The sequence below is a fragment of the Haloplanus ruber genome (assembly GCF_024494725.1).
GTDB classification, from domain to species: domain Archaea; phylum Halobacteriota; class Halobacteria; order Halobacteriales; family Haloferacaceae; genus Haloplanus; species Haloplanus ruber.
The window spans coordinates 34,389-56,145 of the sequence record NZ_JANHDK010000004.1; the positions used below are offsets into that span (position 1 = coordinate 34,389).

The 21,757-nt window shown below is 56.7% G+C and carries 13 protein-coding genes; 9 read left to right on the forward strand and 4 right to left on the reverse strand.

All coding sequences use genetic code 11. The features are described 5' to 3' along the window. Positions 1-39: 39 nt before the first annotated feature. Positions 40-675, forward strand: coding sequence for a rod-determining factor RdfA (rdfA, locus tag NO878_RS13180; protein WP_256406441.1), 636 nt, complete (start codon positions 40-42; stop codon positions 673-675). Here rdfA and NO878_RS13185 read toward each other — a convergent pair. Next, a complete protein-coding gene (locus NO878_RS13185) occupies positions 672-1,307 on the reverse strand; it encodes an IS6 family transposase (protein ID WP_256406442.1) in 636 nt (211 codons plus the stop codon). The two genes, rdfA and NO878_RS13185, sit on opposite strands and share 4 nt — an antisense overlap. 249 nt (positions 1,308-1,556) lie before the next feature. Between NO878_RS13185 and NO878_RS13190 the strand changes: the two genes are divergently transcribed. The 5 genes from NO878_RS13190 (at position 1,557) to NO878_RS13210 (ending at position 10,489) form a co-directional block, all read left to right on the forward strand. After that, positions 1,557-3,395, forward strand: coding sequence for an archaea-specific SMC-related protein (locus tag NO878_RS13190; protein WP_256406443.1), 1,839 nt, complete (start codon positions 1,557-1,559; stop codon positions 3,393-3,395). A 132-nt stretch (positions 3,396-3,527) separates the two neighbouring features. Further along, positions 3,528-7,265 (forward strand): ATP-binding protein, encoded by a 3,738-nt coding sequence (locus NO878_RS13195; RefSeq protein ID WP_256406444.1) that lies wholly within the window; start codon positions 3,528-3,530, stop codon positions 7,263-7,265. Positions 7,266-7,384: 119 nt separating this feature from the next. Continuing rightward, positions 7,385-8,011 carry a hypothetical protein gene (locus tag NO878_RS13200; RefSeq protein WP_256406445.1) on the forward strand — a complete coding sequence of 209 codons (627 nt, stop codon included), beginning with the start codon at positions 7,385-7,387 and terminating at the stop codon, positions 8,009-8,011. Positions 8,012-9,614: 1,603 nt separating this feature from the next. Further along, positions 9,615-10,034: a hypothetical protein gene (locus tag NO878_RS13205; RefSeq protein WP_256406446.1), complete on the forward strand. Its 420-nt coding sequence runs from the start codon at positions 9,615-9,617 to the stop codon at positions 10,032-10,034. A 266-nt stretch (positions 10,035-10,300) separates the two neighbouring features. Then, complete coding sequence (locus NO878_RS13210; RefSeq protein WP_256406447.1) at positions 10,301-10,489, forward strand: hypothetical protein; 189 nt, start codon at positions 10,301-10,303, stop codon at positions 10,487-10,489. A gap of 290 nt (positions 10,490-10,779) precedes the next feature. Here NO878_RS13210 and NO878_RS13215 read toward each other — a convergent pair whose 3' ends face one another. Next, entirely contained in the window at positions 10,780-12,039 is a 1,260-nt protein-coding gene (locus NO878_RS13215) for an RNA-guided endonuclease InsQ/TnpB family protein (RefSeq protein WP_256406448.1), read from the reverse strand. Between the two features lie 228 nt (positions 12,040-12,267). Between NO878_RS13215 and NO878_RS13220 the strand changes: the two genes are divergently transcribed. Further along, positions 12,268-12,618 carry a hypothetical protein gene (locus tag NO878_RS13220; protein ID WP_256406449.1) on the forward strand — a complete coding sequence of 117 codons (351 nt, stop codon included), beginning with the start codon at positions 12,268-12,270 and terminating at the stop codon, positions 12,616-12,618. On the opposite strand, the gene NO878_RS13225 is transcribed toward NO878_RS13220, so the two are convergent. Next, positions 12,615-15,986, reverse strand: coding sequence for a DUF5817 domain-containing protein (locus NO878_RS13225; RefSeq protein ID WP_256406450.1), 3,372 nt, complete (start codon positions 15,984-15,986; stop codon positions 12,615-12,617). The genes NO878_RS13220 and NO878_RS13225 overlap by 4 nt on opposite strands. 756 nt (positions 15,987-16,742) lie before the next feature. Here NO878_RS13225 and NO878_RS13230 point away from each other — a divergent pair. Beyond that, a complete protein-coding gene (locus tag NO878_RS13230) occupies positions 16,743-17,111 on the forward strand; it encodes a hypothetical protein (protein WP_256406451.1) in 369 nt (122 codons plus the stop codon). Positions 17,112-17,988: 877 nt separating this feature from the next. After that, positions 17,989-19,482, forward strand: coding sequence for an orc1/cdc6 family replication initiation protein (locus NO878_RS13235; RefSeq protein WP_256406452.1), 1,494 nt, complete (start codon positions 17,989-17,991; stop codon positions 19,480-19,482). A 358-nt stretch (positions 19,483-19,840) separates the two neighbouring features. Here the strand turns inward: NO878_RS13235 and NO878_RS13240 are convergent, their stop codons facing one another. Beyond that, the gene (locus tag NO878_RS13240) at positions 19,841-21,748 is read right to left on the reverse strand and encodes a type I restriction enzyme HsdR N-terminal domain-containing protein (RefSeq protein ID WP_256406453.1); all 1,908 of its coding nucleotides are present in this window, start codon (positions 21,746-21,748) and stop codon (positions 19,841-19,843) included. Positions 21,749-21,757 lie beyond the last annotated feature (9 nt).

Below are 21,757 nucleotides of genomic sequence, written 5' to 3' on the forward strand. Positions count from 1 at the left end.
CGATGCAAATTTTTAGTCGCGGGGACGCAGTATGTGCCTGTGAGGAGTTGTTGTAAAGTCGGGGAGGTGGCTAATCGCTATCAGGTTACCGCCCCCGCCGGGTTCGACACGATCAATGACTGTCTCGTTGCCCGGTGGCGTGGCGACCAACAATCGCCCGAAACAGGACTCCGCCCGCTCGCTGACTGGTTCAACAAACAACTGCTGAAAGCCGTCTATTTGCGTCAAGACCGAGTCCAAATCGATTCCCAGGTCGAGTCTGATTACCAGATTCTTTCTTCGGGTGAACACACTGGGAGCGAGTGGGACGAATTGCTCAGAGACCTAGCCCAGGATAGAATCGACGGTGAAGCCGTTGCCACCGACTTTGTGTCGTCTTCAACACTTCACCGGCATCTAAAAAACTGCGTCGGTGCGACGAAAGACGTCGACCCAGATCGGTCTGACTGGGAGCGTGACCGGATCGCTTTCATCTCAGACTGGGCTAAGACTAATCTCTGCGGAGTCCTCTCCAGCTTGGACACAAAAGGCCAACTCCACGGGGCGGGAGACGTCACCGTCAACCTGAGCTTCTTTCTACAGTGCCCAGAGTGTGGACGGAAGATATCACTCCGGCAGGCGCTCTCGCAGGGATATATCTGTCAAGAACACCTCCCCGAGGAGGGTGGTGTCTAGATAAGCTGGTTCCATGCGAAGGCAAATGCTTGTAACCAATTTTCAGCGGTACTCGGTTCGACGTGGCTGAACGTATTTGAAAATTGGTTAGTTCGTCGTTTTACTTCTCGAAAGACACGTTCGACGGCATTCCGATTCCCATGTGTAACATGCTGGAATCGTAGCCCGTGTCGGTGACAGGCGGCCTGCAACCACGGTGCACCGTCGACGAGAAAGACTGCATCGTCTACCTGATGTTTCTCGCGTACTTCTGAGAGAAACATCGAGGTGACCGCGGTGGTTCTCGTCGGATAGAGCCGAACATGAAGCAGGCGGTTGGTATCGGGATCGACAGCAGCGTACAGCCAATATCGCTCATCATTGAGTTGAATCACAGTCTCATCGACCGCAACGTGATTCGGCTCAGCACCACCTGTCGGCTGTAAATCGGCCTTCTGTACCCATCGATGCACGGTGCTTCGATGACGATCGACACCCAACATCTCAAGAATCGAGACGGTATCCGAAAGTGATAATCCAGCCAAATGGAGTCGGATACCGAGCTTCATCGCCGGCTCGGGTGTCGCCTCTCGCTCCAGAAATTCTAACTCGATGCAACCGCTATCGCCGCTGAGGCGGTCGAACGAGAGCATAATCCACTCAAATCTTTGACCGCCTCGTTCCTTATCGCAACGCTACCCCGAGGAGCCCCCCAAGCAAGATGGCCACACTCCCGAGGCGGACCAACACCCCCCGAATGACCGTCAGACTACACTCGGGCAGTTAGACCCAGACGGTCGTTAATCGGATCGTCGATCGGCGGTTGCACAACCGCTTCACCCTGTCCATACCCTGATGAAGGCCCCCATTTAATATGTCTCGATGTCGAAGTGGCGACCATAATGTGGGAACTTGATATCAATAATATCGCTGGCATCCGATCGGGCAGTACGTCCATTATCCCCGGCCTCAACGTTGTCCAAGCGTCCAACTTCCAAGGCAAATCCAGTTTTATCGCCGCCCTTCAGACCGTCATGGGAGCCACCGGCCACTACGGTGACCATCCCCTAACCGAAGGTGCCGACACTGGTTCCGTGACACTACGTACTGACACGGATACGTACGAGGTTACTATCAACCGGGAGCGGGGGGCGAATAGCCTGAGTGGAACTCCATACCTAACTGATGAGAACGATCAGCTGTGTGCCCGGCTGTTTGCGTTCCTCGGGGAAGACAATCCCATTCGAACAGCCGTTCGAAACGGCGACGATATCACGGAATTTCTACAAGAACCACTCAATATCGAAGAGATCGATCGCCAAATCAGCGACCTCAAAGATGAACGCCGTGACGTCGAAAAAGCCCTCACACAGGCCGAACAGGCCGCTGAAAACCTTCCGTCAGCTCAAGAGAGCGTGACCCAAGTTAAGAACGAGTTGGAGGAACTTCGAGGGAAAAAAGCGGAGTTAGAAGACGCCGCCCAGGAGGACGACGGGGCCGACGACCTCAGTGATGAACTCAGTGAGCGCCGGAGCGCACTTCAAACTCACGAAGAAGCGATTCAGGCCAAAGAAGATCGGATCGAAGATCTCGAATCGAAGCTCGAAGCGGCCCAAGCCAAACTCGAGGACCTTGATGAACCACAAGAGGTCGAAACCTTGGCCGAGCTTGAGGAGAAACAAGAGCGGATTGATGTCCTCAGTGGGAAAATAGATCTCTTTGAACGACTCCATCGTGCCAACAAAGCTATTCTTGACGACGGTGATATCAATGCTCTCACCGATGTCGAGCGGACCATCTCTGGCGATGAGATAGAGTGCTGGGTCTGTGGGAGTACGACTCCCAGAGAAGAGATGGAAGCACGGGTCGATCGTATCGACGAGCGAGTGAGCGACCTCAAAGAACAGAGACAGCAACTCACGACAGAAGTTGAGGAGCACCAACAGCGGAAGCGGGAAGCCGAGGAACAACAGCGAGAATACGAGGAAACTAAGAATAGAATTGGAAGCCTTCAGGTGAAGATTAGTGACACCAAATCAGAGCTCGATGACCGCCGTCGCAAGAAAGAAACCGTTCAAGCAGAAGTGGACGAGCTCGAACAGAAGGTCGCTGAAGCCCAACACGAACACAACGAGCAACTTGCTGAAATGAAAACCGAAATCCGAACGGCGGAACGAAAACTCGAATCCAAACAAGAGCAGCTGGACGATCTCGAGGCGAAAAAAGCCGATCTTGAGAATCTCCGCGAAGCGAAGGCAGAACTCACAGACGAGATTAAAGCGCTTCGCGAAGAAAAGACCGAGACACAGCGCGCTCTTGCGGATGAATTCGATGCTGCAATCAGCGATATCATCGACCGCTACGCGCCCGGATTCGAAAGCGCCCGCTTCGACGTCAAAACCAACAAAAACGGAGATGTCGAGAAATTTGACCTCATCATTGCCCGCGACGGCCGGGAGACGACAGTCGATGCCCTCAGCGAGGGCGAAGTAGAACTGATCGGCGTGGCCGTTGCACTGGCCGGTTACCGAGTCTATGACGTTGGCGATCGTGTCCCACTCATCCTCATCGATGGCATCAGCCAGCTCGCTTCAGAGCACCTGCAGCAGCTCACCGACTATTTGGAGGATGCCGCGGATGTCCTTGTTACGACGGCTTACCCCGAAGCAAGTGGATTCGATGGAGAGATGATCTCCCCAGAGGAATGGGAGATCGTGTCACATGAGAGCGCGTCTGCCTGATGAGGATAGCTACATAGTCACAAAATGTCTCTCTGGCTGAAAACGGAACTACTACTCTTGATTTTTGTAGAACAATATCGATAGCGATAATTCGACGCAAGGCATAACACAGTTGCTATCATCCTGTGCAGTATGGCGGATCGGCCGGACGACGATACTCCAGAGCGTGAGGGCCACCTCAGAGAATTCATCGAAGGGGGCGACTCCAAGTCGCCACGAGACTCCCACCCAACGCCTGAGGAAACACCATTCGACAAACCACTTTCTGATGAGCATCTGGAGGAGCCAACAACTCCAGACGAAGTAATCGATGGCAGAGCGACTGCAAGGCCAACAGATGCCCTGCCGAGAGATTTCAACGGGGGTGGCAGGAGTGAGGACATCGATCCAGACTTCCCTGATGATCAAGACAGCGATGATCCCGCCGAGTTCATTGAGGAAATCGAATCCAGCCAAGAGTACATCCAGATCACACCTGTCCGTGAAGAAGTGAACTCGGAGACGGTTACGCGGGAGCTGTACGGGCTCCATCGGTATGGGACCGGCCGGAAGCTCCCACTCGATATGGAGCTCCATATCGACAGCATCAACCCCGTCTCGAACTTCGAGTTCATCATCTACAAGCCCGAGGGTGAGGCCCAGTTCAAGTTCTTTCTCGGGCCGGGCGAGCGTGGCGACACCGACTGCGATCGGCTCGAAAGCACCACCCGCTCACAGTACCCAGAGAACTTCGAATTCGACCGCCAGCAGTTCGATATCACGGACGTCTTCGATGACGTCCCACACATGGTCCGGTTCGAAGGTGTTGAGGAACGGCGCAAGGACTGGATGACGATGCTCACCCGGTTCGACACCGAAAACATCTCCCGCTCGCCACTCTCAAACCTCCTCGAAACCATCATCCAAACCGACGGCGCAGTCGTCTTCCAGGTGATCTTCGAGCCCCGTTCGGACTGGTCTCCGAAAGCTCAACGACAGAAAGGTCGCCTCAAGCGAGGTGTCCACACGACCGGCGGGATGGTTATCCGGAGCATCCTCGACGCGGTCATCGGCGTCTCTGATGAGGAGCGCCAGGAACGCCATCGGGGCGAGACACCACAGGAGATCGGTGGCTCCATCATGGACTCGCAAGTTGGTGGCGACCGGCCAGGAAACAGCCGTATGGGACAGATCGACCTGAAAGACCCCAGCCACACTTACAACGTCTCGCTTCGCGCAGCTGCCCAATCACAGCACTGTGCAGAGACGCTCCAAGACTCGCTCAATCAGATGAGCGGGCAGTTCTACTCCATCGAAGGGAAGTATCTTGAACAGAACGAAAACGAGTACAAGCGGATGCTCAACCACGGGATCACCTACCCGAATGGCTGGGAGATGGTGACCCGGCGAAAGCCCATCCTCGTCTGCAACATCGACGAACTCGCGAGTTTCATCACGGTCCCTTCGATCGACGCACTCCCGAAAGCCAGCCGTGGCGGCACCGGTGGGAAACCAAAGGCACAATCGGCGCTCACCTCCCCCAACGAAGAGGTGTTCAAAGAATTCTCGAATGGGATGACCATCGGCCACGCAGTCACAGCCCTCCGTGACGACACCGAAAACGAAAGCGAAATCAGCGCCATCGACAGCGTGAACCAATGGTGGACCGAACTCAACAAACGGGACGCCCTTTCTCTCTCCGCCGGCGACCTCACACACCACTACATCCGGGCCGCAACCACCGGGAGTGGGAAGACCGTCGCAACCCTCAACGACATGCTCTCCACCCACGACAGCCTCGACGGGCCGACCATCCTCATCGATCCAAAAGGTGGGGAAATGTGCCGGAACTACCTCCGCTGTCACCGCACACTCTTCGGTGATCTCGACGACGTCGAGTACGTCAAAGTCCCCGAAAAAGATGGGCATATCCCCGGCGTCCCGTTCTTCGACATCCGCCCGCTCACCCGTGGTGCAGGCCGCGAGCGAGAGACCGCTGTCCAAGATATCATCGATCACTATTTCCAGCTATTGCGCTTCGTCCTCGGCCGAGAGACAGTCGATCAGGCCTTCGTCGCCAACGAGATCCTAACGAATCTCATCAAGGGACTCTTCGACGAAGAACACGGCTCAGACTACTTCGCAATCGGGGACCTGCTGCAAGCCGCCCAAGACTTCCAGCACTATGGACGAGAGATCGAGGACGTCGAAAAAGCAAGCCAAGACGACATTCAGAAAGCACTCCCACCAATCGAAGACGAACAGGTCCGGAGCATCCTCACCTCCCACATGGAGAAAGAAGAACGGCAGTTCATGAACACCACCGACGCCGTCCTCAACCGGATCCGCAAGCTCAAAGAGCGGGACTTCATCTGGGATATGCTCTCGTTCGTCGTCCCCGAGGAACACTGGAACGACAACAAGAACTGGTACGAGCGGTCGGAAGTCTCCATGCTGGATCTGAAAAACATCCTCAACACAAACAAGGTCCTCCTCGTAGATACCGGAGACCTACGCGGGGAAAGTAGCGAAGTCTTCACCGTGCTGTTCCTCTCGCATTTGTGGACCTCAGTCCAGTCGATCTGGACGCCAAACGATGATGACTACATCGCGAACGTGATCATCGAAGAGAGTGCGAACATCGCCCGCAACGAAATCGTCTACAACGAACTCCTCCCGAAAGGCCGCGAGTTCAACCTCTCGCTGGGGCTCATCATGCAGTACCCAGAGCAGGTCTTGGGTGAAGATCCTCGAGGGAACAGACGCGCCTACCAAGAGATCCTGAACAACGTCAACACCAAGATCATCGGGAACATCGCGACCGACGACCTGCTTGCCAACTCCCTCTTCCACGAGGACCTAGACACCGACGAAATCAAAGACCGCATCGCCGGCCTTCGTCGTGGGGAATGGGTCGTCCAGCTGCCCTCAACGGGCTTCCACAAGCAGAAACCAGAGATTCTCACGCTGAAGCCACTCCCAATCCCACCAGGACACAGCGAAGGCCCATTCAACGTCACACCGATGTCCGAGAGGGTTCGCGAAGAGAGTCGCGACCGCCACTGTCTCAAACGTGAGGACGAGCTAATCAGGGCAGAGGTAGGAAGCGAGTACATGAATGGAGGCGGCGATAGCGGTGGTTCGAGTACCGCTGAAACGAGCATAGATGTAGCCACAAAAGCCAACGAAGTCAACGAAGAATTCGACACCGAGATCGATATCGGGGAACTCAATTTCAGACACAAGGCATTCCTCGACACGGTCTTCGACGCGCTCACAGGGAATCACGACTCCTACTCGCTGGGGGAACCGATGACGGTGATCCAGTATAACGAACATGCTGATGACCTCGTTGACTGGGGGCTCTTAGAGAAGGTAATGCTGCCCCAGAAGAAGCTGTACTACTTCCCGACATCCGCCGCGGAAGTCTTCATGGAGCGGTCACTCTCCCCAGATGAAGGAGGAGAGTTAGGAGGCGAAAGCCCCAAGCACCTGCTGGGTGTGCGGATGGCCGCCGAAGTCTACAAACAACGAGGGTACGATGTCTCGCTCTACCCCGACAGTGGTGATTCAAACAAACTCGACGTCCGCGCAGCAGACACCAAAGCGTCACCGTCCGATCGGAACCAGCTCATCGAAGTCGAGACAAGTCCCGAGAAGAAAGGCCACGTCCTCGAGGACTACGAGACGCTGAAAGAGGGCTACGGAGACGGCGTCTGGGTCGTGGAGAACACCGAAGCTGTGAGGACATTGGTCAACAACCTCTCCGAGAAACTCGACGGTTCACCGTCCACCCGTTCGGAGAACGTAGAAAAGATCAGCGAAGAACTCAACGACACTGGGGCGGCAGCCGTACACACTCTAAACAGTCTCAGGAAGAAACTCGAATAGCTCCTCATAGGCATCTCTTCTGAGTCTGCAGACCTTCGAGAATATCTACTTTCACTTCTCACAGATACCTTCCCCGTGGGAAAAGAATATACCACCTCTTGCCAACACTCAATTGTAGCATGGCAGACGCAGACACAGAGACTGCAGAGGAGTCTGCAGCCGACAGTACAGCGACCAGTTCGACCGAGCCGTCGCCCGCCGACACCGAGTCGGGCGCGACCGAGAATACGGACGCCGAACCAAGCGACACTGAACCAGTAGAGGAGAACACCGCCGACTCGATGGCCACCGATGCGCTCGTCGAAGAACTCACGGCAGAACTGAGTGAGGAAGGCTACGATGTTTTCTCGGGACGTGAGATGGTCTCGATCAGACGAAGCGGCCAGATCGCGCCCAACAACGTCGTCTGCCAGGAGTACCTCGAGGGAGCCGAAGCAGTGATGATGGGCTACTACTCCCGGACGAAGACGATCGCCATCACGCCACTCCCCGAGCAGATCAGCCACCCCAAAGTGTACTCGCTGTTGTGGGAAGGGAACAATGCCGAGATCAACGCCAGCGGGTTCTTCAAGCACAACGAAATCGAGACCGAACAGACCGTCCGGTACGAGCCAGAGTGGGACGAAGACGTGACCAGTGAGGACCTCCCCGGCGCGTTGCTCATCGACCTTCGAGAGGACGGCGAAGTGTGGGATCGAGCCGATCCAAGTCCCGACGACGAGCCAGCCGTCGACGCCGAGTCGTAGGGCCGCCTACTCGCTCGCGTCCTCCTTCTCGCCACCCAGTTGGGGTCGACGTAAGCTCCCCGGTGGACCGTTCAGTCGGTCGTTGACAGGGCTGACCCAGTCACTGATTTGGGCCCCGGCCACGTGAGGGTGACCTGCCGGTGTCTCACCTGCGAACAGGAGCGTTCCAACTTGGAGCCGAGTGAGTCCCCTCGCAAAAATCGAACCAGTCTCCCTTCTCAAGCCGAGTGAGGCACCCTTTGAATGGAATCGTGATCAAATCTACAGTAGAGGGCACGTAACCACCTACTGCGCTATCGGTGAGGTCTCAGTCGCGTCGGACGATCGTAGCTGGCCCGTACTGGACAACGGCTACCACCAGCAGATCGGGCGTCATACCACCGACCTACCACATTTTAGATACTTCATCACGATCATAGGCTAGAGTATACGGGGACAGCGTGCCAATTCAGGGGGTTTGGTATACAATTCGGTATACGCAGACGGGGGTTGAATTTAGAGGGGTCAGTATACCACTATCCAGAAGCGTGCCCGGAGCGCCCTCACTTTGAGTATACCAAGACGGCGGCGTGATATACGGTGATCAGTATACGATTAGGTATACGCAGACGGCAGTAGAATTGCGGGGACTTGGTATACCACTAATCACCCCGCCAGTTGACTCGATTCGAATGTTGGTATACGCAGACGGCGGCATGATTCAGGGCGATCGGTATACAATTCGGTATACGCAGACGGCGTCAGGATTCGGGGGGTTCAGTATACCTACTTCGCGAGCGGAGATATTGCCCGGTATACGCAGACGGCAGTGGAATTCGGGGCATCTACGATACCTTATGAATACTGACTATCATATCTCGGTATACGGGGACGGCGGCCGAATTCAGGGGGTAACGTGTACGATTCACCCCCCACAGAACGGGCGTCTTTGTTTGGCAACGCGATTAGAGCGCCTTAGAGCATCTCTAATACATCAGAGAATCGGCCGTCGCAGTTTAGCGGAATTCACACAATTAGGGTTCAGGGAGCCAAAGGAATACAGTAGTCAGTCGCGTAGCGGATTTTCAGGGCGAAGCCGAGCAACGGACGATACAGGCCGGGGCCGGGGATGAGCGGGAAAGGACTACTACCAGATTTCGGATATGAAGTGGAACCCTGGGTGAGCGCACGAATAGCCGGGGACGAAAAAGAGACGTGAGGCCAGTGGGAACGCCGGCGACGGACAAGCCAGAAGAGACGGGGACGTCGACGCGGGGTAAGCAAGGGGCGACCGACCACGATCGAACCGAACAGCGCCGGCGGCGGAAGAAGAACGGAGCGTCGTCGGCGCGACACGACACCGGCGGCAGCGACACGGCGGGGCCCACCACAGCGTCGGCGGCGACGACAACAGCAGTGGGGGACCGGGCCGCGCAACGCGGTGGGGGATAGGTAATGGTGATGCGACGGGGCGAGCGTTGGTCGCGGATCGCGAAGTGCGGGAGCAGTGTTGCGGGGCGCGGGTAGTCGCGGGCGTCGCCGGCGACGGCGACACGGAAGTGAAAGATGGGCGGGGCGCGACAACTACTTAGTACCGGGGGCGACAATCGAGCGACGAAGCACGATGCAGCAGAAGACCCATATCACGTCTCGCGTAGACAGTGATGTCGCCGCGACGATTGAGTCAGTTGCAGAGTATCATGATATCTCGGAGAGTCGGGCAGTCGAATTGCTACTCCGAGAAGGGCTCCATGCACGGGCGCAACGATACCGAATGGAGCAACTGGACGCGAAGATGGACATCCTCATCGAGAGTCTCGGGGGCGAGCCGGTTGCACGGGAAGCAGTCAAGGAACGATTCGAACAGGTAACGGATAGAGGCCTTCCGGAGGCAACGTTCGCTGTGGACTTAGAGGAACAACCACATCCGTTCTTCCAGTCAACAGGGGACTTCACCGATCGGTCCGCTGAGGAAGCAGTCATCTTGAGGGACCTGCTTGATGAGCGTGAGGATGTCGGAGGCGTGGGTACGGACGGGGAGTAGACAAGAGGACGTAGTGGGCATAGTCCTCAGGAAGCAGTCGATAAAGATGAAGACAACTCGAAAGCCCTCGGACGTTCGCGCTCGCTCGGCGGGATATCCTTCCGGAGGATGATAGTGCTCGCCGAGACGAGCAAGGTAAACGCGAGCGCCCCAGCCCTTTCAGTCCACCATGGACAGCAGACTGACGCCAAAGCACGAAACAGAAGTCACGAGCGAGAACAAAGCGCGATTCTTTCTTGTCCCCGATTGGAGCAGAAGGAACACAGATGACTGACGCACATCAGACCCAACGCGATGTGTTCATCGAGACGCCAACTGAGTACGAGATCGATGTCGACTGTGACCATCCAATCAGCATCTACATCAGCGATCCGAACCCGGATTCGATAACGTATCTCTGCCAGCAACTCTCGCTGTTCGTCGAGACACACGACGAGGAGGCACTGGTTCTTTAGAGAGAACACGCTCCCCAAGGCCGCAAAGGAGATCGACATCAACCCCCGCTCGGTACTTACGTCGAACCGGAAGTAGAATTCGAGGAAGCCTAACGAACCCGACTCTCGGCGGGAACGAGTACCGTAGTTACCACATAGTTTAGACAAATTCTCCACTGTGGGGTAACTCAGCCAACACTGAAGCGGCCGACAGCTCGCGGACCCCGCCCGTGGATCCGCGTCTCGCTCCAGCAGAGAGGATACTGAAACGGGGTAGGTGGGGGGCCCTTTGCGAAATCAGGTACCCACGCCTAAAGGGGTGGGCTTGTCAGTGGACTCCCGGTCTGGCCACCGGAGCCGGTGGCAGACGAAAACTCGCCATTCCCGTTCAGTGTCCCTGACTTCAGGGCGACCTGACAGTTCGCCCGTCCAGAACCAGACTTGAGCCAGTTCTGGACAAGATACCATGCCACGTTCCGCGCCGCATTGTAGTCCGAGTGTAACTCTTTACCACACTTCAAGCACTTGAACTCGTCACCGTTGCGGTTATCCTCGTGCGTGAACCCGCACTCGCTTTGACTGCACTGCTGACTCGTGTACTGCGGTTTCACATCGTCCACGAGAATGCCGTACTCCTCGGCCTTGTACGAAATAAACTCCTGTAACTTGTTGAACGCCCACTGCTGGAACTTCTTCCCGTCCGAGATTCGCTCACGAATCTGGGTCAGATTCTCGACGGCAATCGCGTCACAGTCGTACCGTCGAGCTTCCTGTACGATTGCGAGCGACACTCGGTGCAAGTAGTCCTCGCTCCACTCACTAAACGAGTCACCTATGCTTTGGATCGTGAGGTGGGCAGAGCGAGTGCCTGTTTCTTGTAGGGTGCCCCGCTTGCGCTCGTACTCGTCACGCTTGTGGTTCAAGAAGTCCGCGTTGCCGTAGAATGCACCCGTGCTGGTGACTGCCAGAGACCCGTCCACGTTGAAATCGACGCCGAGAACCGTTCCGTTCTCGACTGCCGACACGTCCGTGTCAGGTTCTTTCTGGAAGTTCACGTGCAAGTAGTACTCGCCGTCGCGCTTGTGCAGTGTCGCGCTGTTCTGTTCCCATTCGGGATTGTTCCAGTACGTTTCGAACGGCGTGTCAGTCGCGTCTTCAGGAAGAACGTATTCGGCGCTCACTCGGTCTTCTGTTGTAGAGAGCGTGCAATAGTCGTCGTAGAACGTCACCGTTCGATTGTCGTAGACGACGACACTACCCCGGAACGTTGGCTTGCTGATGGATTGGTCTTCCTCGAAGTGCAGTTCCGTGCAGGAGTCAAGTGCTTGCGCGGCGAGTGACCGGGCGGCTTGGACGTGGTTCGCGGTGAGGTCGGTCTGGCTTCGTACGTCCTCATATGTCGCGTCGTGAAGTTCGTCCTTGCTGTCGATGATGTTGGCTGGGTTGTCGCTCCAACCGTAGTTGGTGACGTATTGTGCGGAATAACGGAACTGCTCGAACGTCTTATCAAGGAGAGCTTCCTCCTCAGACTCAAGCGCGGTGAGTTTCACTTCGCAGTTCCGGTTCAGCACTTGGTTCCAACATGATGCTCGTATTATTTAAACCCATCTGCTCAGGGTGGGGAGTTAGGAAGGCTATGCCTGTGGTTTGTTGCCGTACTGTCGGCTTCCTCCCACGGCTAAAGCCGTGGGTTTCCGCCTTGCAATTCTAAGAGGTCCCGTTACTCCAACTGCGAGTAGCAGTCCCGAGATAGTTACCCCACAAAATACAACACAAATGGGTAAGTGGGGTAACGTGTAATGCCCGACGACCCCAAACCAGATCCCCAGACCTTCCCGCGTACGTGGTCAATCGCCAGAAGCCTTGGAGTCGGTCGCTGCGTATGCCGAGTTGCTAGCGACTGGAAACGGGCGCAACGAGCCGAGGACGTCGCCGCGAAACGCGCTGCCGATGAAATCGACGAAGACGCCATCGCCGACCTCGAGGAGCGTGGGTTCGAAACCGACCCCGAGGCCTACAGCGATGTCCCATCAAAAGCGTACATCACGATCAAGGAGACCAAGCCCGGCTACCACTACTACTGGCAGTGGCGCGAGGGCGACAGCTGGGCGAACGAGTATATCGGGCCGGCGGATCCGAATCGTCGTTAATCGGCAAGCGTCAGTTGCGTCCCGTCGCTTCTAGGAGGTGGCCCAATCTGAACGCTGGCTGTTTCAGCGGATTCTGTCGTCTCTATCGCGTCAAAATGAGCCCGGACGATGGCGGCTATTTGCTCACTTCGCCTCATCGATGTGCCGTGGGGCTGAGTAGGCGACGACCCATCGGCCGGACAGTCGCCAATCTCAGCCGTGATCACACCGAGGGCATCCTCGGTCGTGTCGGGAGTCCCCGGCGTCGGGACCGGCGTCCAGAACGGCGACCACCACGGGATCAGTCTGGATTCCCAGTGCCCCTCATCGTCCTGGTCGAGGAAGCCAATCGCAGTGAGAAGGTCGCGATGCCGATCGTAGGAGCGCTGAGAGACGCCAGCCTCATCGACGAGTTCCGCCGTCGAAAGCTGATCACTCGCCCCGAGAACCGTCTTGAGGAGGCGACAGGCCGACGGTGGGAGTGTCGGGGCTAGACGGTCCGCTGGGAGCTGTGCAAGGCCATGTTCCAGATCATCCACCCTAAGGGTCTCACCGTCGTGAGTGGCCGCCGCGAGGTGTAGACAGACAGTTGCGACATCGTACGGGCTTGCACCCCGATCGTCGGTCGCCAACACGGACTGAAGCACGTGGGTGAGCTCGCGGAGTTCCGAACCCGCCCGGAAGCCCTTTTGTTCGAGATGTGTCTCAAGGACGGCCCGAATGCCGGCGTAAGTATTCGCCACGTGGACCGGCACCGTAAGCCCGAACGTGTCCTCAGTGCCTTGGGCGACCGGCTCCCGGACGTCGTCGTCCGCCGCCTCAAGCGCGCCACGGAGATCGGGTTGGAGCGTGGACGCCTCAGAGCCGACGATCACCCAGTCGGCGACTAGATCGGCAAGCGGGTCGGTCGGGTCGAACTCCACGCTCATCCGGCGTTTGAGCTTTGATTCACGGTCCTCGATGAGGTTTCGATAGGCGTTGTGGGCACCATACCCAGCCGATTTCGGGATCGTGTGTCGGAAGAACTGCGTGAAGTCGTTGAGTCGGGGTGAGTCACGCCGAAGTTGGTCGACGTCCGGGAGCCGAACCGTGATCTGGAGGTCAGTGCCGGCGGCGGCAAAGAGGTGTGTCGCCGACGCCAACAGGCCGTGGGCGTCTTTGAACAACTCCGTTTTGGCTTCCGTGTCGTTCCCGTCCAGCTCATCCAGCCGGCGGAGCAATCCACTGGAGACTTCTTGAAGCCGGTCGCGGAGTCCCACCCACGTCTCTTCGGCTCCCCCAAGCCAGCCGACTTGGGAGGCGTATCGAAGCACATCCTCGGCGGCATCATCGAAGGCTCCGTCGTATGTCTCTTGGAGGCCGTCGCCAAGCGCCCCTCTGTTCAGCGGTCGGGCCCATGCCTTGTCGCTCAGTAAGATCGCCGAGAGACGTACCAGTGTTGCCAGTGGCCCACCCCATTGGACGACCGCAACCGTGGTGTCGTCGAAACAGGAGAGGTAGCCAGGGCGTCCATCCGCAAACCGATCAATCTCGTGGTCGAGGAGTGTCACACCATGTTCGCGAACAGGTGCCGTTAACCGGGCGTGCATCCCCCAACTATCCATCACACCACGGGGATCTGGCCCACTGAGCCACTGGACGTACTCGGCTCCATCCTCAATCTCACCGGTCGCGGCCAGCCACTCCTCTGCCGTAGCGGGTGCGTCGCCGTCGCGGCCGTCGTCGCCGCCGTCGCCGTCGGGGCCGGTGGGGGGTGGGGCCCTCGCCTCGCCGGCCCGATACACTGTACTTGTGTGCTCCTGTCGGGGGGCGTTAAGACGGGAGCCAGTTTCCGTGAGCGCCGCCTGATCAGGGTGTCGGACGTCGTAGTCATCGGTGAGTAACTGGGAAAGCGCGCCGCCCAGCGGCGTCAGTGTCGCCGTGTTGAACGTCCCCGACTGGTCGATATCGACAAGCCCCGCCGTCTCGAGACGGCCAAGGTACGCGCTGATACTCCCTGAGGCAAGGGCCACATCCGGATCGTCGGCAAGCGTTCGCGCTTGGCGCGGCTCAGCGCTCCGGAGCGCCCCCACAATACGAAGATGCCCATCGCCAGGGGTGAACTCCTGAGCGGCATCATAGGCCGCCTGGGGCGTTCCTGTCTCGGTCTCGTTGCCCGTCTTTGAGTGGGACCCGCCCTCCGGATCAGTAAGATACGACTCGGCCCACTCGGTGTGGTCCCGCAGGATCCCTTCGGCCGCTTGCGAGCAACACACCACCCGGACATCGAACGCCGTCGCGAGGTGGGCAAACATCTGCAGCGCTCGTTCCCGGGTCGCCTTTCGAGCCCCCTCCCACGAGGCGGGGTCAAGGGTGAGTGTGATCGGAGTTTCCCGGTCACTCTGTGCATGGAGTGCGAGTGGGCCGGCCACGAGCGCGTCCAGCCCGCTGTTGAGCGGATCCTTCCCGGTTCCAATGGCAGTCAGTGCATCCCGGCGGTCGGCGCACTGTGTGTCGCTCGCAGTTGTCTCAGTATCAATGTCAGTGTCAGCGCGAGCGTGCGTCGCAAGGAGTGTGCAGTACTGTTGAACGGCGGCAATCGCCTCTTGTTGGTCGCCGTCCGTCACGGCGATCGGGACGCCGCAGGCCTCAGCGAGCGCGGCGTCGTCGGAGCCATCGTATTCGTCCGCAATCTCACGGGCGAGGGCAGTGGTTCGAGGAAGCAGCTGTATCCACAACTCGGGGAGCCAGTCACTCACTTGTGGCCCGACACGGGTGAGCCGGACCGCGTCGACGCGGGCTTGGCCTGGACGAGCGAGCGTGACCGACGCCCCCTCAGGGTCGGGGTCGGCATCAAACACATCCAGATCGACCTCCTCGGTGACGACATCAGCAAAGCGCCCGTCCTCGATACCAAGGGCAGCCTCGGCTTCTGCTTCGAGCCATTGATCACGACGGGCGAGATGGGCTTCGGCAGCGGTTGCAAACCGTTGAGATTGTTGTTCGAGGTAGCCGTCGGCGAGTGCTTCGAACCGCTGGCAGTACTCGTCCAACTCCGTGTCGACGTCAGCAGCGAATAGCGCGTCTTGCCGGTCGAAATAGTCGGAAACCTGCTTCTCGAGGGCCCTGTAGTCGTCGACGGACACATACCGATCGGCTTCGCCAGCGCGATCGGCGAGGATGCGCGCCCGGAGCTCACGAGCGACGTCGCGATCATCGGCTTGAGCGCGTGGTCGGAGGCGGTCGGCCTGCCAGACAGCACTACAACTGGGACACTGGACCTGCTCGTGGGTGTCGAGGCCCTCGACGAGCCAGTGACTTTGACAGCGCCGACAGCCGACGACGGAGTACGTCGGCTCGGCGTGGGGGCGAACATCGCTCTTGGAGGTGTAGGCAGGCGTATCGTCCATGCAGGGTGGACGTCGACCTTGCGCGTTGGCGGATCGACGAGCCGCCGTGCCCACGGACACTCTCGGTGCCCCTCAACCCGTCAAGAGACCGAGTTGGCGCTATGCGTCGCTCGCGATGAGGGGCAAACATTTTGTCCGTGGGATGCGGAAGAACAAGCACACGGTGTAAGGTGTGCCCTGCGGTGCAATGGGCCGCGGTGGTGGGCCGAAGTGGGATTCGGCCCACCCCTCTTCCACAACGCTGTGAGTGGGTACGTTAGCTCATTCCTTTCATAGATCCTCACTTCTGTCTTAACTTAAAAGTTGGCTCGGTGAAACAGTTTCTAGACCATGACAGATGGCAGCAGGACGGGCAGCTCATCACGACCCTGTTTGTGCTTCGGACTCGTTGTCTTGTCTCCTTCTGCAGGAATAGTCGGACATGGGCCCGACCGTCTTGAACGCCGTCAAACCGACACCAGTGAGCAACTATACACTCTTAAAAAAGTAGGGGGTGAGTGCCGTAGATTCCAGTTTTCACGGGGGGTGGGTGACTTCACTTCGGTAGAATATGAGAGGGCAATTTATTCTATCAAAAAAGGAATTGTAGGGCGTCTACAGTTTTCATGGGGTGGGGGTCAATAGGAGATCCCACGGGGCAAATTTGAAACAAACTTTGGGTGTTTCAAATAGTGGTTGTATTTAAATCAGCCACTGCTTCTCTCAGCAATTACCCCACAAAATACAACCTTATGGAACTCGTGGGGTAACTATGTGATGTCCGACGAAACAAAACCAGACCCACCGGATCTCCCTGCGTACGTGGTCGAGCCCCTCGAAAAGCAATCGCCAGAGGACCTGAAACTGATCGCCACCTACGCGGACGTGCTAGCTGACTGGAAACGGGCGCAGCGAGAAGATAATATCGCTGCAAAGCGTGCCGCCGAAGAAGTCGATGAAGAGACAATCGAAGAGATCGAGCAGCGTGGGTTCGAAACCGATCCTGAAGCCTATGAAGACGTCCCGTCAAAGGCGTACATCACGATCAAGGAGACAAAACCGGGCTATCACTACTACTATTGGCAGTGGCGTGAAGGAGACAGCTGGGCGAACGAGTATATTGGACCCGTCAGCCCGAAGGACTAGAGACGGTTCTCGTATCTTCGCTATTGCAGAAATTGCGGACACGGTGGTGGGTGGAGGGTCGGCCTGCAATGGCCGGGCGGATGCACGCCGGGTGTTCTGGATCTTCTGGCCAAGAGTAGAGAATCGACGCAGAAGGATTGATGCCAACAGAGGTACCTTTGATCGAGGAGCGAGAAATCGTTGTCAGGTGATGAATATCACGGTGGCAGCTCCACCGGATCGTGGACCCCCTCCCCCCGTTATCGAGTTGTAACGGCTCGTGGAACTGCGACGAAACGAATAAGCAACGAACCGGTAGAGTAGACGATATCGCCACGGAAAGGCAGTAACACGGGTATCACGTCTGTTTTTTGGTCGCATTCAGTAGGCAGTAACTCTATTAATGACACTATTATTATATTTTGTAGAGATAGTACTACGGACTAACTTGTAGAGGTAGGACATAAAACCACCTGATTCTAGAGAAGACTTCGGGGATCACTGTTCTCAGGCCATATGCACCGATATTTTTGCATTTGAGCTCCCTTTCGTCGATTTCTGGCTGAGCGGTCCCCCTCCCTTATGATTTTACAACTCGACAACGGGGGGAGGGGGTCGTCCGTCGTTGGAAATCGATCCGTGGCTTTCGATGATCCGTGAACCGACCCGAGGTCGAGATCCGAGTGGCCCGGCCTATTCTACCTGGAGACACAGCTGGTCGCGGAGAATACGGGCCTGCCGAGTCGGCTTGGTGGCCGCGGAAGGTTCCTTAGATCACGATAACGGTGAATGCTGGTATTCGTGAACCCTGTCTCTACGGTTCAGGTTCGTCAGTATCGCCGTTTTACATTCTGCTAGTGGTCCACTTTTTTATATTTGGAGATCAACACCCACGGCAATGACCGACAATGGCACCGAGGGCCGAGGTGAGGGGGACTCGCCTGAAACGGTGACTAACGAGAACACTGATCCAAGGTCAGCTCAGGATACTCTTCCACATTCTGACGAATCTGAAGATACTACAGGAGAAGATCTGGACGACGATCTCTCAACCGGCCAGGGGGAGGGGGCCGAGGATGCCTCTTCTTCGTCATCGAGCGATCAAATCTCAATTCGCGAACGGTTGCAGTCACAAGGTAGTAACAGTGTCTTCGCCGACAAGGATCTCGTCCGCCCGGAAACGATCATCGACGAGGATAGAATCGTCGGTCGCGATGAACAACTGGAGCGGGTCATCGACAATCTGCGACCTGCGTTGGATGGCTCAGGACTCCCGAACATGCTCCTAAACGGTCCCTCGGGCACGGGTAAATCACTAATCGTCAATGCTGTCTGTAAGCAAATAATTGACCTCTGTGAAAGCCAGAACATCCGGTTCGGCGTCGTGAGTCTAAATTGTGAGCGTCCGAATTCGCTTGACCAAGCCGTCTATCGACTTGTGAGAACCGTTGCCGACGACGTCGGCGTGGAGCCTGGCGTCCCTCAGACTGGCGTTTCAACCGATCAAAAATTCGAGCGATTATACGAACTCGTCGATAGCTACTACGACTCTGTCATATTCATCCTCGATGAGATTGATCTGCTTGTCGGACCATATGACGACAACGCATTCTCCTCGCTACTATATCAGCTCTCGCGGGCTGAATCCCTCGGTAATATCCAGGGGAGCGTATCGGTGACGGCTCTGACGAATTATACTCATTTCATGGAGGATCTTAACAGCAGAGCCGAAAGCTCGTTCAACCCAGATGACATTTTCTTTGACGATTACGACGCGAACCAGCTCCGGGCCATCCTTGAGAATCGTCGGGATGCGTTCAAGGAAGGTGCGCTTCAGGGTGACGTGATTCCATTAGTCGCGGCGTTCGGCTCCCAGACCCATGGGGACGCACGAAAGGCGATCGACTTGTTCCGGTGGTCTGGTGAGATCGCCGAACGGGAAGGTTCTGATGTGGTTGCTGAGGACCATGTCCGAACCGCACAGGAAAAATACGATGAAAATCGGACTCTCAGACATGTTAACGGCCTTGCGACACAGAAGAAGTTAGCACTCTATGCGACTGCTGCTGTTCAGCACTTTGCGGACGATCCTCCCGAAAAAATACCTGCCGGCGTCGGGTACAACGTCTACCAATTCATCGCCCAATCGATCGATAGTGAGGACCACAATCGGGAAACCTACGTCAACAAGGTTACTGAACAAAAGACGTACGGCATTCTGGATTACGAGCGCCGTGGCCGGGGTCGTGGTCGGGGTGTGCATATGTTCTTCTCACTGAACGAGGATCCAGAAGCGCTCATTAATACGGTCGAGGCCGACAGTCGAATCGGTAGTATTGAGCCGGAAATGATCCAGTCTGTGGTGAATGCCCAACTCCGGAAATTCGAGTAGTAGTTACTTCGCTATCACACAACGTAATAGCGAGCGGGCAGCCTATTTCGGGCTTACTACTCGACAACGGGGGGTGTGACCGTACAGGTGGTCCTCTGGGAGGAAATCGAGACGCTCAGTTACAAGTCGACAACGGGGGGTGTGGTCGTTCCGGTGATCCTCTGGGAGGAAATCAAGACGCTCAGTTACAAGTCGACAACGGGGGGTATTGTCCTTCTGGTAGTACTCTGGGAGATAGGTAGGACGTCCAGTTACAAGTCGACAACGGGGGGTATTGTCCTTCTGGTAGTACTCTGGGAGATAGGTAGGACGTCCAGTTACAAGTCGACAACGGGGAGTGGTCGGAACCATCTGAGTCTCATACGACTTTGTATTGGTCGGTTGAGGGGCTATATACGTCTCCTTTCCTGCGGAGCTGCTCGATGTGGTCCAGTAGCCTTTCTTTGCTTATACCCTTGCTCCGTGCCCGGTCGACAATGGCATCAATCGGTGCGCCGGCCTCTCCAGTATATTCCTTATCCACTATCTCAATCACGTCTCTCACTGATTCTACTACTTCTTCATCATGCTCGCCGCCGTCTTCAGTCGCGTCTTCGCCTTCTCGTCCAGCTCCCGTTTCAACCACATCATGGGTGAAATCTCCCTCGACAGGATCAATACCGATATCCTGTAGACAAGATCGGACAACCTTGATTGCACGCTCTGCGTCCTCACGATCGACAGTGTCAGAGAGCCGCAGTCGAGCGCTTGCCTCTGCCAAGCGAACCATCGCTTCCAATTTCCGACCGGTAACGGGCACCGGGGCGTCCTCGTCAGCGCTTTTCGCACGGAGCTCAACATAGTAGTCGCGGATCGGTTCTTTCCCCTCATCGGTCAAGGTCGGATAGTAAGTCTCTCTCGCGTACGAAATGTACTCCCGGAGGAACTCGGGTTCGACAATGGGGGCAGCAGTTCGGGCGGCCTCCTCAACTTCAGACTGAGTGGGTTCGGACTCCACCGTGTTCTCGCGGCGGGTGTCGCGCTCTCTCTCGCGATTCGTTTCGAGAATCCGTTCGGCAGCCTCAATATCTTCCTCCGGATCTGGTCGATCTACGACTGTGAATACCAGATCGAACTGCGATACTGTAGTCGGATCAATATCGATCTGCTCCGCAATCGGTTCATACTGATCGAACCGGCCATACTTCGGCTTCGAGGTAGCAATTAGCCCTGTTTGACCCTGGTTCGCGCCAGCTTTGTCGGAGGGTATCTCCGCGGTGAATGCCCTCCGCAGTTGGTCGAGCTCGTTCTCGTTGGCTTTGCCGAACTGCGTAACAACAGCGTGGGACGCACGTGTTAGCGTATCAACAGAGTACTCAGATAGCCTTCGAGACGAAGAGTCGTGTGGACTCTTTTGTGTCGTCAACAGTCCTTTGCCAGATGGCCCACCGGAGAGGTGAACTCCCGAAGGAGCCACCTGTGCTGCATACTCTGCGATATCCGTAGTCAACGTCCCCGAATCATGGACTAGCGAAATGTGTATCGCACCCCGAATAGACCGGCCGTTCTCCCGTGGTTTGTGTATCCCACCCACAAGCGAGAGCAGCAGCCCGAATTTCTCCATCTCATGTCCATATACCGATGGAGCAATTGATTCGATTAGGCTATCGTATAGTGGCCCGAACGTGCTCTGCTGAATTGGTTCCTGATCGTTGCTTCGCTTCTCATTAACAAACTCCTCAATCCTTTCGCGTGACTCTGAGGGTACTTCAGGACTCTCTTCGTCCGAGGGACTTCCAGCTGTATCCTCGGTATACACCGACTGTCGCATGAGATCCTCAATGTGGGCGCTTGACGGGAGATCGGCAAGCGAGACTGACTCCACGAACTGCTCGTCATCTTCATCCGTCGCTTGGTAGAGACGATACTGCTCCCCATTAGTCAGAAGCCCCCATTCGGCCCCGAACAACCGCATATACCGCCGGATCTGCGCTCCGCTGTTTGTAATATTCCGGCCAATCTGTTTGGCCTCGACGACAGCGTGGACTCCGTCTGGACCGAACAGGGCATAGTCTGCCTGATCGTCGAATCCTTCCTCACCCGAATATTCCAGCAACACCTCACTATTGTCGTAGACGCGCCATCCGAGAGTTCTAATGAACGGCGTCACAATCTTTGCTTTCGTATTCGTTTCGTCGAGGCTTTGCCCCGTCGCAACAACCCCCTTCGTCACAGAGACAAATTCCGAGAGCGTGCCATATGCGCCTCCCCTCGGCCCTTCGGTCATATTTTCCAC

Excerpts from the sequence above, each read along its gene's own strand:
- NO878_RS13225 (WP_256406450.1), bottom strand. The coding sequence starts at position 15,986 with ATGGACGATACGCCTGCCTACACCTCCAAGAGCGATGTTCGCCCCCAC.
- NO878_RS13200 (WP_256406445.1), top strand. The coding sequence starts at position 7,385 with ATGGCAGACGCAGACACAGAGACTGCAGAGGAGTCTGCAGCCGACAGT.
- NO878_RS13205 (WP_256406446.1), top strand. The coding sequence starts at position 9,615 with ATGCAGCAGAAGACCCATATCACGTCTCGCGTAGACAGTGATGTCGCC.
- NO878_RS13240 (WP_256406453.1), bottom strand. The coding sequence starts at position 21,748 with ATGACCGAAGGGCCGAGGGGAGGCGCATATGGCACGCTCTCGGAATTT.
- NO878_RS13220 (WP_256406449.1), top strand. The coding sequence starts at position 12,268 with ATGCCCGACGACCCCAAACCAGATCCCCAGACCTTCCCGCGTACGTGG.
- NO878_RS13230 (WP_256406451.1), top strand. The coding sequence starts at position 16,743 with ATGTCCGACGAAACAAAACCAGACCCACCGGATCTCCCTGCGTACGTG.
- NO878_RS13235 (WP_256406452.1), top strand. The coding sequence starts at position 17,989 with ATGACCGACAATGGCACCGAGGGCCGAGGTGAGGGGGACTCGCCTGAA.
- NO878_RS13195 (WP_256406444.1), top strand. The coding sequence starts at position 3,528 with ATGGCGGATCGGCCGGACGACGATACTCCAGAGCGTGAGGGCCACCTC.
- NO878_RS13185 (WP_256406442.1), bottom strand. The coding sequence starts at position 1,307 with ATGCTCTCGTTCGACCGCCTCAGCGGCGATAGCGGTTGCATCGAGTTA.
- NO878_RS13210 (WP_256406447.1), top strand. The coding sequence starts at position 10,301 with ATGACTGACGCACATCAGACCCAACGCGATGTGTTCATCGAGACGCCA.
- NO878_RS13190 (WP_256406443.1), top strand. The coding sequence starts at position 1,557 with ATGTGGGAACTTGATATCAATAATATCGCTGGCATCCGATCGGGCAGT.